The organism is Chitinophagales bacterium (genome assembly GCA_020636535.1).
Taxonomy (GTDB): domain Bacteria; phylum Bacteroidota; class Bacteroidia; order Chitinophagales; family JADIYW01; genus JADJSS01.
In genome coordinates this window covers 638,110-650,741 of sequence record JACJXT010000011.1, presented here as the reverse complement: position 1 = coordinate 650,741, position 12,632 = coordinate 638,110, and the positions used below count along the sequence as shown (strand labels likewise).

Here is a 12,632-nt window from a genome sequence, read left to right as displayed (position 1 = left end):
TCTTCTAACTACTTGTTTTTATTGGGTTTACAAACAAATATTCTTCTCTTATTTGTTGCCCAATTGCACTTTATTGCTTATTTTTGTTGCCCAGTTGTTGCTCAAACAACAAATTCGTTGCCCAAAGGCACAAATTGAAAGGTACTGGTGAAATGATGCACCAATCAGCACCAACGAGCAACATCAGGCACTAATAAGCACCAAATGAGTAGTAATATTAAAATTCCGAAATTCTGTCAATATTGTGGTCAGGCATTTGTTGCCCAAACCACAACAACACGGTATTGCTCAAAAACTTGTAATTCCCGACACTACAAGCAAATCAAACGAGAGGAAAAAGTACAGGCTACTCTAAAGGAGCAAATCAAATCCGTTACTTCTGCAAATTCCGAAAACTTGCAAAGTCTGCAAAGTCTGCCAATTCAAACAGGCAATTTTATCAATCTTAGAGATAAGGAGTTTTTAAGCGTTCAAGAAGCTGCCATTTTATTAGGTGCAAGCAGATGGACTATTCAACGAATGATTCAAAGAGAAGACATAAAAGCAGGCAAGCTGGGCAGAAGAACCATAATACCACGTTCCGAAATTGATAATCTTTTTAACTGATGAGTAATGAAAATAACATTAAGACAACGCAAAAAGGGTAACAAGATTACCCTCTACCTTGACTACTACGACCAAGGTAAGCGAGAGTATGAGCATTTAGGTTTATACCTCACACCCGAACCCGAAAAAGGAAGTTTAACCAAAGCCCAAAAGGACGAGAACAAAAAAATCCTTGAATTGGCAGAGAGCATCCGAAGCAAAAGACATTTAGAAGTTCAAAACAGTATTTACGGTTTCCGAGATAAAGAGAAATTGAAAGGCAGTTTCTTTGAGTTTTTTGATGCACTTACCGAAAAGAAAAAAGCCAGTTTGGGTAATTATGGAAATTGGAATGCAGTCCGTATTCTGATAAAAGCCTATAATCCTAAAGATGTAACCTTTGAGCGATTAGATAAAGAATGGGTTGAAGGCTTTAAAGATTACCTGGACTATGAAGCCAAAACCAAAACAGGTAACGGCATTTCATTAAATACCAAATACAGCTATTTCAACAAATTAAGAGCCGCACTCAAACAGGCATTAAAAGAAGGTCTAATCAAATTCAATCCTGCGGAGCAAGTAGAACCATTTCCACAGGATGATGTAGAACGTGAATTTTTAACCCTTGAAGAATTACAAAAGTTAGCCAACACCCATTGCCGAAATGAAACGCTAAAGCGTATGTTCATTTTTTCTTGTTTGACTGGTTTAAGATGGTCGGATATTGAGAAACTAAAATGGTCAGAAATTCAGCACTCTGATAATTTAGGCTACTTCATTCGTTTTCGTCAACAAAAAACCAACGGAGCTGAAACCTTACCCATTGCCGAAGAAGCAAGAGAATTATTAGGCGAACAGAAAGAGCCAAAAGAAAAGGTTTTTACAGGGCTTAAATATGGCAACTGGAACAAAACCTACTTAAAGGATTGGTTAATTGATGCAGGCATCAATAAGCACATCACATTCCACTGTGCTCGTCATACTTACGCTACGCTTCAGTTGAGTTTAGGCACAGACATTTACACTGTTTCAAAATTATTAGGGCATAAAAACCTTTCTACTACCGAGATATACGCAAAGGTTATCAACGAGAAAAAGGTGGAAGCTGCCAACAAAATCAAAATCAAATTATAAGTATGGAAGCACCGCAAATATTTTTAGTAGAAGAATTGGAATTGAGAATTTCAATTGAAGCTGTTGAGTACAAACATAAGTTTGACAACTTTTGGGAAGAGTACAAATTCGACCCTGAATATTTCAACCGATTTATGGAAGGTCCTTTATTGAGTGAATTTGTTCAGACCATTTACAAAAGAACGCAACACCTCAATAACAACGAAATCAATAAATACCTTACGGTATCATTGAGCCAGTTCAAAACCCATAGCCCAAAGCTACGCTTTGAAGCTATGAAAGAACAGTATTATAAAGATTACTGGTATCCTAATCCTGAACCAGATCATTACTCTAAAATGTCAGAGTATGAAAACAAGTATTTCGGTCACGTTTTTAAATGGTATGAGAAACATTTCCACCTATTCCAAGAAGCCACAGAACAAGCCCTACAAGACTTCAAAAAAGGCTATTTAGGTTCATTTGCCGACTTCTCTATTCAAGCCCAACAAGAGCCTAAAAACAAGCTAAAAACCAATCTAACTGTCAAAGAAATAGCCTATTTATTCAGAGCCTTATATGAGGAAGGCATCATTGAAGCTAAACACAAAACAGATATATGCAATTTCATTGCCGAGAGTTTTTCATCCAAACAAAAAGAAGATGTGAGTGCCAACTCTTTGAGAAACGCTTTTGAATCTCCAGACTTCAATGCAGTAGATTTTTGGCAGGAAAAATTCTATCATTTAGGGCATCGAGCAAAAAAAGATAAAGAAAAATAAAGACTCTAAACAGCTGATAATAAACACAATAACATAGGGTTGCACAACCCTATGCAACTACCATAGCACCCATATAGTGCCTTGTTTTGCTTCCGTAATCATAAAAATATACAATGATGGAAGTAAATCAAATTCTCGAAAAGCTAAGTCAATTAGAACTAAAAATTGACGAGCAAAACCTACTTCAAAAAGAAGTACTCAATTTTAATGATGCCTGCAAGTATCTTGACATCAGTGCATCACATCTCTACAAGCTAACCTCTCAAAAGCAAATCCCGCACTTTTGCCCACAGGGAAAGAAACTCTATTTCAACCGACAAGAAATAGACGAATGGTTAATGCGAAACAAGCAGGAAACTTCAGAGGACATCGAAACGGCAGCAGCTAATTATTTAATCAGAAACAAACGTAAATAATTATGGGCTTTTATAGATTTTCCGAAGAAGAGGTTCAAGACATCAAACAGCGTTTAGATGAAATTTCTTTGACTTTAAAACAAAAGCAAAGAACTGAACCCGACCAAATCTGGTACGACAATCAGGAGTTTTTACAGGTAATGAACATAAGCAAGCGTACCGCAGCTTATTGGCGTACCGAAAATGTAATTGCCTATTCACAAGTGGGCAATAAAATCTACTACCGACTTTCCGACATTATGGATCTACTCCATAAAAGTACCATTCCTGCAAATAGTATCAATAACCTTAAAATTTCCACTGATGACAACAATAACGACTTATAAGAATTTCAATATACCTATTGAGGACGTTTCACTTTCCTCAATCATTTCTAATATCAAAACAGGCACTTACCACGATAGCATAAATGCTATTCGTATGGCTAAAGGTATGGGCAAACCCGAAAGAGCCGACCAACTCAAAAAAGAGCTTTTGGCGTTCACGCCTTCAGCTACTTTTAAAGACGGCAGAAAAAAAGATTTACTCACCGCTTACAGCGGTTGCGTTCATCTTGATTTTGATAAACTCACACCCGAAGAATTGCAACAGGCTTTTGACCTTACGGTCAAAATTCCTTTCACTTACGCTTGTTTCACAAGCCCAAGTGGTGATGGGTTAAAAGTATTTGTCAAAGTAAATACCGACCAAGAAACCCACGAACAAGCCTATAAGCAAGTACAAGCCTTTTATGAAAAGGAAATTAATATTGAAGCCGACCCAAAATGCAAAGACATTACAAGGCTTTGTTTTGTGTCTAACGACCCAAACGCCTTTTTAAATGAAAGTGCAAGCACTTTTGAAATTGCTTTGCAGGAGCAAGCTCCTTTAAGCGAACCTCTTTTTGAGCAAGCTCAAAATTCGTTCAATACCATTTTTGATGAATGTGTTAGTTTCACTAACAACATTCTAACCTTTAATAATGGCAACCGCAACAATTATTTGTATCAGTTAGCTTGTAATTGCAATCGAAGAGGCATTCCACACCCAGAGGCAGAAAATTTGATTACATCAAATTTCTACCACGAAAACCAAACCGAAATACGCAAATCAATTGAAAGTGCCTATCAAAATAATGCAGCAGAGTTTGGCAAGTTTGCAAACCTTGCAGGTTCGCAAAAAAAGGAAATCACAAACGACACCACAGAAGACTACCTCAAAACAACGCCTACCATTCCAATAGAAGCCATCAATCTGATGCCTAATCTCTTCCAAGATGGTGCAAGAGCATTTGACAATGACCCACGTAAAAGAGATGTTTTTCTAACCAGTGCCTTGTGTATTATTAGTGGTTGTTTGCCTGATGTTCAAGGCGTATATCATCAAGAAAGAGTTTATCCGCATTTGTTTTCGTTCATCATTGCTCCAGCAGCAAGTGGTAAAGGGGTTTTGAAAAATGCCAAAAGATTAGGCGATAAAATCCACGAAAGAATGGTTGAAAGTAGTAAACAAGCCAAAGACCAACACGAAAACGAAATGGTTGAATACAAAGCCCAATTAAGCAAGCGTAAGAAAGACGACCCAATACCCGAAAAACCACAAGAACCTGCCTTTAAATTGCTTTTCATTCCAGCCGATTGCAGTCAGGCAATGATGATGCAAATTCTACAAGACAATGATGGTAAAGGCATTATTTGCGAAACAGAAGCTGATGCAATGAGTGGAGCAAACAAGCAAGATTGGGGCAATTATTCACACATTATGCGAGCTGCTTTTCATCACGAAAAAATATCAGCAGCAAGAAAAACCAACCGTGAACTTTTAGAAATAAAACACCCACAATTGGCGGTGGCCTTGTCAGGCACACCTGCCCAAGTGCCAAAGCTAATCGCTTCGGCAGAAGATGGTTTATTTAGTCGCTTTATATTCTATGCGTTCAAAAACGAAATCGTTTGGCAAGACCCATCACCAAGACCAGGCGGTATAGTTTACAACGACCACTTTGAAGCATTATCAAACGAAGTACTAAAGATTGTTGATTTTTTAAACCAGTACCCAACCGAAGTATTTTTAACACAGAACCAATGGAATAAACTCAATCAAGTTTTTTTCGACAAGCTCAAAAACGTAGTGATTTTTACAGGCGAAGATGCAGCAAGTGTGGTATTTCGTTTGGGCTTAATCCTGTATCGCTTTTGTATGATTTTCACTTCCTTACGGAAGTTTGAAAATGGCGATTGCTCTAAAGATGTAACCTGCACTGATGATGACTTTGAAGCATCTTTGATGCTTTCAGAAGTCTATTTGCAACACAGTCTTTTAATGTTCAACAATTTGGAAGAAAACAAAGACCCTATTCTGTACAAGATGCCAAACAACAAAAAACAGCTATTAGACCAGTTGCCACAAGACTTTCAACGCAAAGAAGCAGTTGCACTTGGTAAAAAGTTAGGCTTATCCGAAAGGTCAGTAGATGATTTTCTAAACAACTCTGTACCAATGCTTTTAGAAAAGCCAAAGACAGGACATTATCGAAAAATCAATTAATGTTGAAAACTCCTCAATAGTTTTTGGTTCGCTTTTCTTTTGTTTGTTGTACATTTGTCAATAATCAACAAATTGATTTATAACAAACGGAAGTAATGAACAAATTCGGGGATTTAATTAGAAACACAAGAGAAGAAAAAGAACTTTTACTTCGGCATATTGCAGCTGAATTAGATGTTGACACAGCTCTTGTAAGTAAAATTGAAAGAGGAGAAAAAACCGCAAAACGTGAACACGTTTTGGCTCTTGCTCAATTATACAGTATCGACCCAGATAAATTGATTGCTTTATGGTTAGCTGACCAAGTAGCTCATTTGGTAGAAAGTGAGCCACAAGCAGAACAAGCCATTAGAATAGCATTAAACAACATTATAGGTGAATAAATTATCAGCATACCACGCCAAATATTTTGCCTATGATTTAACAAGGCAATTACCTGCCAATGATATTGGCAAACTTACCGCATCCTTACAGGATGCTCAAGTGGACTTAAACCCTCATCAAGTAGAAGCAGCACTTTTTGCTTTTAAATCACCATTATCTAAAGGTGCTGTTTTGGCTGATGAAGTAGGTTTAGGAAAAACCATTGAAGCCGGTATCATACTATCACAACAATGGGCAGAAAGAAAAAGGAAATTATTAATTATTGGTCCTTCCAACTTGCGTAAGCAATGGAACAGAGAGTTAGCAGATAAATTCTATTTGCCTTCCGTTATTCTGGAAGCAAAGTCATTTAACAACTCGATTAAAGAAGGTAATCTAAATCCCTTTAATCAAGAAGATACGATTATCATTTGTTCGTATCATTTTGCTAAAAACAAAGCACCTTATCTAAAACACATCAATTGGGATTTAGTAATTATTGACGAAGCACATCGCTTACGCAATGTTTATAAACCCTCAAATAAAATAGGCAACGGCATCAAAGATGCCTTAGACCATTGCAAAAAAGTATTGCTTACTGCAACACCTTTGCAAAATTCTATTTTAGAGTTATACGGCTTAGTAAGCCTTATTGACCCCTATATTTTTGGCGATTTAAAAAGTTTCAAAAGTCAGTTTAGCAGGAATATAGATGAAGAAAACTATACAGATTTAAGAAACCGTTTACAGCCTATTTGCAAACGTACTTTAAGAAGGCAAGTTTTAGAATACATCAAATACACCGAGCGTAAACCTTTGGTTCAGGAGTATTTCCCCAATGAAGATGAAACAACGCTTTACAATTGGGTAACGGACTATTTACAACGACCAAAACTGTATGCTTTGCCTTTCAGCCAAAGGCAATTAATGACCTTAATACTTCGTAAACTTTTAGCATCATCTACTTATGCCATCTACGGTACTTTAGATGCTTTAGTCAAGCGTTTGGAAAACATCATTACCAACCACAATGCAATTGAGGAAGAAGATGAAATGACCATTGATTTTGAAACCTATGATGAAATTCAAGACGAATGGGAAAGCGAAGAAGAAGATGAAAGTGAAGCCGAAGATAATTTTGAGGAAGTAGTTTATACAGAAGAAGAAATTGAAGAAGTTAAAAGTGAATTAGCCGACTTAGAAAAGTTTAGAGCCTTGGCTCAACGCATTAGAAAAAACTCAAAAGCAGAACAATTATTCACTGCCTTAGAAAGAGGGTTTACAGCCTTAGAATCATTAGGTGCTAATCAAAAAGCACTAATCTTTACAGAGTCCAGAAGAACACAAGATTTTATTTGTAACCTACTGGAAGCAAGAGGATATGCAGATAAGGTAGTTAAGTTTAACGGAAGCAATGCAGATCCAAAATCAAAAGAGATTTATGCAGCTTATCTTAAAAAACACAAAGGCACAGATATTTTAACAGGCTCATTAACTGCCGATAAAAGAGCTGCCATAGTTGATTATTTTAAAGATGAAGCAACTATAATGGTGGCAACCGAAGCAGCTGCCGAAGGTATCAACTTACAGTTTTGCTCTTTGGTTATCAATTTCGACCTGCCTTGGAATCCACAACGTATTGAACAACGTATTGGTAGATGCCACCGTTACGGTCAGAAATATGATGTTGTAGTTATCAATTTCCTCAACAAAGCCAATGCGGCTGACCAACGTGTTTATGAACTCTTAGACCAAAAATTCCGCTTATTTGATGGCGTTTTTGGGGCTTCTGATGAAGTTTTAGGAAGCATTGGCAATGGTGTTGATTTTGAAAAAAGAATCGCTACAATATACCAACAATGCCGAACCACAGAAGAAATACAAACGGCTTTTGATGATTTACAACAAGAATTAAAGCCTGACATTTCCGAAAAAGTACAGGAAACAAGAAAAGTATTGATTGAAAACTTTGATGAAGAAGTAAGAGAGAAACTCAAAACCAATCTTTTTGAAAGTACCGAAAACCTTAACCGCTTTGAAGAACGATTATGGGATACCACAAAATTCTATCTAAACAGCTCAGCCCAGTTTGATGATGAAAACTACACCTTTACCTTAAAGAAAAATCCATTCCCTAATGTATCTATTCATCAAGGGCCATATATGATTTTGAAGCCCAAACAAGGGCAACGCAAGTCGGATATTGATGTTCCTGATGACACTAATATTTATCGTGTAGGCCATAAGTTAGCCAAAGAAATTTTAGGAGCTTGTAAGCGACTCAATACAGCAACAAAGGAATTAACCTTTGATTATTCCAATACCCCTACCAAAGTAACAGCATTGGAAAACTACTTAGGGCAATCGGGTTGGTTGCAGGTAAGCCATTTAGAAATCAATTCTTTTGAGTTTGAAGATTTTTTAATCACGGCTTGCATTACGGATAATGGCGAAACCATTGATAATGAAATAGCCCAACGCTTTTTTTCTATTCAAGCTACAGAAGGGCAAACGCTTTATGCTCCAGACGATATTAAAAAGACTTTAGAAGAAGTATTGTACAGCGAAACACAAAGTGTTATTTCAGATAATGCCAACCGTAACAAAGACTTTTTTGATACTGAAATGGATAAGCTCGACCAATGGGCAGACGATATGAAATTGAGTTTAGATAAGGAAATAAAAGACTTAGATGCAGAAATCAAACTCCGAAAGTCAGAAGCTAAAAAAATGTTGAATCTGGAAGCCAAAGTAAAAGCCCAAAGAGCCATTAAGGATTTAGAAAAGAAACGAAGCGAAAAACGTCAACACCTTTTTGAAGCCCAAGACACCATAGACGACCGTAAGGAAAACCTATTAGACGAGATTGAAAGACGCTTAAAGCAAGAAGTAAACACTACCGAATTATTCACCATAAAATGGAAGATGATTTAATATGAAAGACTTAACAAAATCTGCAATAGACAGAGTAAAATATTTCAACAATTAAGGCGATTGATGCTGGAAATACAAAATCATATTGGATTAGTAGGACTTTTCATATGAAGGCGAATATCTTTTTACTTCCAAAATGGTTGCTGATTTTTTTTGATGTTAAAGACTCGTACTAGCCAAACAAATATCCATTGAACAGATGAATAAAGATGAAGTAAAACATAATGGTTATCAAGTGATTTTTGGTTTAAAATTCGAAAAGTTTAAAGGACTTATTCGTGAGTACTTTTCAATTACTGTATTACCAACTTCAAAATCTTTCACAGAAGGAAACTGAGATGGTAAAATCAAAATCAAGATACTGATAATCAATCATTTAAGCGTCTTAAAAGTTTGGCGGTATTCAATTTCAGGGCTTTTTTAAATATTGCAATGCTAATTATAAAGTAAAAAATTCAAAAAAAGGTTGATTGGTTTGAAATTAGATATTGTAATTGATAAACCATTTGTAAAAGAATTAACCAAAAAAATTGGCGGAGCAACAAAATTCATAAATCAACGTGATGAGGAGTTTTTAGTAGCTATTACTCAAATGAGAACCTATTAGTTTAGAAAATTACGGTACCAATGCATTTAACCTGATGTATTTAGAAATGGGTCCGTAAAAATATGCAGTTTATTCAGATGCCATCTAAAGAAGCTATTTTTGAATTGAGAAAACAGCAGTTGAACTAATATACTTTGAACAATATTAAATCTTGAGAAAAAAACACATCCAAGAGATACAATGTATGCCTGAAGTATTAAAGCTTTAATAGCTTATTTTGAGGTTGGTATTGCTGATGAAATGAAGGAAAAAATCAGAGCATCTTTGGGCAGAAAACTTATCCCATACAACAAGCTGAATTGAATGTCTTAATAATGCGATTTTAAAAGAAAAGGCATTGGATACCACAAATTGAAGATGCCTGTACCAAAATGGCTTCCCAATGATTATGGTTTTCGTACCACTAATTCATTCAATACTTGAAAAATAATGGATTGGTGCTTTAAGCAAAGAAGATTACAGCCGTTTCCTTGGATCATAAAAAAGAGCTAATCTTTTTAATAGACAGGGACATAAAAAGATGAAAACCCCAAATTGTTAAAAGAAGTTTTGTCAACGCTTAAAAGATAGATAAAGATGGCGTTTCAATACTTTTTAATTGAATTTACTATTGAAGGTACACGATAATATCATTCGTGAATCAGGTTTCTTTTCCATGGGTATTAGAGATAACTGGCTTAATAGATTGAACCTCATAGACCACGTTCAAAACGACTTTTATTACCCAGAACTGGAAGATAAAGTAACACATCTCATTTTTTCATTTAATAAAAATCACTGTTTCAATGATGGCAATAAAAATTCATCAATTGCTGTAGCAGCTTATTTTCTTACTGAGGGGAGTAAAAAACCTTCAAAGGTCTTAGTAGATAAATTCATTTTAGAAATGGAAAATATTGTGGTAGATGTTGCAGATAATATTATAGACCGAGATTTATTAAAGGAAATAGTTACTTCTATTTTATATGAGTATGACTATTCAGAAGAATTAAAAATGAAGATAATATAAGCCTGTTTTGTATAGCGTTTAGAAATTTTAAGACATAAATAGAAATTGATACCAATGAGCAATAAAAAACAACTCCAAAAACTCGAACTCACTTGGATAGGCAAAGGCGAAGAACCCAAGCTCGAACCTCGTATTTTAATAGAAAACCCAGAGTACAGCTATGGCGACCCCAATAGCCCCAATATGCTCATACACGGTGATAACCTACTTGCCCTTAAAGCCCTCGAACAAGACTATGCAGGCAAAGTAAAGTGCATTTATATAGACCCGCCTTACAATACAGGCAACGCCTTTGAGCATTATGATGATGGTGTAGAACATTCGCTTTGGTTGAGTTTGATGAAGAACAAGAGATTGGATATTTTGAGAAATCTTTTGAGTAATGATGGCTCAATTTTGGATAAGTATTGATGATGAAGAAAGCTTACCTAAAAGTATTTGTGATATGGTATTTGGAAAAATAGAAGACATAATTTTAATTTATGTTCAAAGATATGGCAATAAAACTTTATGAAGTTTTAAAATGGTTTCTTCTCTTTAAATATTTTGTACTTGTGTGTAAAAAAATGTTGGGTTTGAAAAAATTATTCCAAGAAATGCCGAAAAATGGACAAAAGGTACAAAAATCCAGATAAACGACCCAAGAGAATTCCTTGGGAAGAGAATATAATAATTGCAAAAAAAATTGAACCAATTAAAGATTGAAGGTTTATGTGAAATAACTACATCTTTTGGTAAAAAAAATAATGAATATAAGATATTAAAATCATATCAAGAGTTTTAGATGAAGAAAGAATCGATTTGGTTCAAGGACATAAGGTCAAATGATGATATTACAGAGCAAAAATATTTTTATAGCTGACCATATATGCTCAAACTTGTATCTTTGAAGAATTTGGCATAATGGTTCATCAATTGATATAATTATATCAATTTCTAAAAGAAATGCTGTTAGTGAAGAAGAAAAATATTTGCTACTCCAAAACCTGAAAATTAATTGAAAGAGTTTATAATGTTAGCTACAACAAGGTGACCTGGTGAATTCTCTTTCTTAGGTTCAGGCACCACAAACAGCAGTAGCCAAAAAATGGGCAGGCGTTGGATAGGCGTAGAATTGGGCGAACACGCCAAAACGCATTGTGTTCCAAGATTAAAAGCCAAGTAGTAGATGGCGAGCAAGGCGGCATCAGCAAAACTGTAAACTGGCAAGGTGGTGGCGGTTTCAAATTCTATACCCTTGCACCCAGTTTATTAAAGCAAGATAAGTTTGGCAATTGGGTCATTAGCCAAGAGTACAATGCTGATATGTTGGCAGCAGCAATGGCAAAGCAAGAGGGTTTTAAATACCAGCCCCACGAAAGCACCTATTGGAAACAAGGGCAAAGCTCTGAGCAAGATTTTATTTTTACCACAACCCAATTCCTTACCGTAGAAGCCTTAGACAGCATCAAAGACGAAATGCAACCAGGCGAAACTTTGCTCATTTGTTGTAAGTCTTTCCAAAAAGAATGCAAAGGCAAGTTTGGCAACATTACCATTCAAAAAATTCCTTTAATGCTATTAGGCAGATGCGAATATGGTAAGGAAGATTATAGCTTGAATATTATTAATATGCCACTGTCAGAAGCAGAATCTTCAGAATTAGAGGATGAACAGGATGAATTTCAAAATAAAAAATTCAGAAAATCCAACAATCCTGAAAATTCAGATACAGAATTAGAGGATGAGCAGGATTTTATAGATGATAAAATTAGTGTGCAGGAACTGGCAGATAAGAAAAACAAAATCAAGCCTTCTCAAACACCATCACTTTTTGATGATGTAAACAATAATTCTGAAAATTCTAAAATCCAATAAATTCAGATGGAGAAAGAGTTAACATACAAAGTCATAGGTTGTGCAATGAAAGTGCATAATACCTTGGGCAATGGTTTTCAAGAAGTCATATATCAAAGATGTTTGGCTATTGAATTGCAAAAAGAGGGTATTGATTTTCAAAGAGAGGTTGAGCAAGAAATTTATTACGAAGGTCATAATGTAGGCACTCGCAGAGCCGATTTTATCATAGACAATTCCATTGTAGTAGAATTAAAAGCATTGATAAAACTCGAAGATGTTCATTTAGCCCAAGCCAAAAATTATCTCACCGCTTACAATTTCGACATTGGTTTGCTCATCAATTTTGGAGCAACGAGCTTAGAGTATAAAAAAGTATTTCACAACAGACTTTCAGAAAATTACCGCAAGGTAAATTCTGCAAATAATTCTGATAATTCAATAATCCAGTAAATCCAGAT

The 12,632-nt window shown here is 35.5% G+C and carries 11 protein-coding genes and 1 pseudogene; all 12 read left to right on the top strand.

What is annotated here, in order from left to right:
* Nucleotides 1–204 precede the first annotated feature (204 nt).
* The 12 genes and pseudogenes from H6553_03175 to H6553_03120 all read left to right on the top strand — a co-directional run bounded on the left by H6553_03175 (nt 205) and on the right by H6553_03120 (nt 12,624).
* Nucleotides 205–606, top strand: a complete 402-nt coding sequence (locus tag H6553_03175) for a helix-turn-helix domain-containing protein (protein ID MCB9032815.1) — start codon at nt 205–207, stop codon at nt 604–606.
* Between the two features lie 6 nt (nt 607–612).
* Complete coding sequence (locus H6553_03170) at nt 613–1,719, top strand: site-specific integrase (GenBank protein MCB9032814.1); 1,107 nt, start codon at nt 613–615, stop codon at nt 1,717–1,719.
* A gap of 2 nt (nt 1,720–1,721) precedes the next feature.
* Nucleotides 1,722–2,480, top strand: coding sequence for a hypothetical protein (locus tag H6553_03165; protein ID MCB9032813.1), 759 nt, complete (start codon nt 1,722–1,724; stop codon nt 2,478–2,480).
* 116 nt (nt 2,481–2,596) lie between these two features.
* A complete protein-coding gene (locus H6553_03160) occupies nt 2,597–2,896 on the top strand; it encodes a helix-turn-helix domain-containing protein (protein ID MCB9032812.1) in 300 nt (99 codons plus the stop codon).
* A gap of 2 nt (nt 2,897–2,898) precedes the next feature.
* On the top strand, nt 2,899–3,222 hold the full coding sequence (locus H6553_03155; GenBank protein ID MCB9032811.1) for a helix-turn-helix domain-containing protein: 324 nt from the start codon (nt 2,899–2,901) through the stop codon (nt 3,220–3,222).
* Nucleotides 3,200–5,422: a DUF3987 domain-containing protein gene (locus H6553_03150; protein MCB9032810.1), complete on the top strand. Its 2,223-nt coding sequence runs from the start codon at nt 3,200–3,202 to the stop codon at nt 5,420–5,422. Before H6553_03155 ends, H6553_03150 begins: the two co-directional genes overlap by 23 nt.
* A gap of 95 nt (nt 5,423–5,517) precedes the next feature.
* The gene (locus tag H6553_03145) at nt 5,518–5,805 is read left to right on the top strand and encodes a helix-turn-helix transcriptional regulator (GenBank protein MCB9032809.1); all 288 of its coding nucleotides are present in this window, start codon (nt 5,518–5,520) and stop codon (nt 5,803–5,805) included.
* The gene (locus H6553_03140) at nt 5,798–8,719 is read left to right on the top strand and encodes a DEAD/DEAH box helicase family protein (protein MCB9032808.1); all 2,922 of its coding nucleotides are present in this window, start codon (nt 5,798–5,800) and stop codon (nt 8,717–8,719) included. Before H6553_03145 ends, H6553_03140 begins: the two co-directional genes overlap by 8 nt.
* Before the next feature lie 1,262 nt (nt 8,720–9,981).
* Complete coding sequence (locus tag H6553_03135) at nt 9,982–10,335, top strand: Fic family protein (protein ID MCB9032807.1); 354 nt, start codon at nt 9,982–9,984, stop codon at nt 10,333–10,335.
* A 54-nt stretch (nt 10,336–10,389) separates the two neighbouring features.
* Nucleotides 10,390–10,849 (top strand): annotated as a pseudogene (locus H6553_03130) (hypothetical protein).
* A gap of 584 nt (nt 10,850–11,433) precedes the next feature.
* Nucleotides 11,434–12,192 (top strand): site-specific DNA-methyltransferase, encoded by a 759-nt coding sequence (locus H6553_03125; protein MCB9032806.1) that lies wholly within the window; start codon nt 11,434–11,436, stop codon nt 12,190–12,192.
* A 6-nt stretch (nt 12,193–12,198) separates the two neighbouring features.
* On the top strand, nt 12,199–12,624 hold the full coding sequence (locus H6553_03120; protein ID MCB9032805.1) for a GxxExxY protein: 426 nt from the start codon (nt 12,199–12,201) through the stop codon (nt 12,622–12,624).
* Nucleotides 12,625–12,632: the final 8 nt, after the last annotated feature.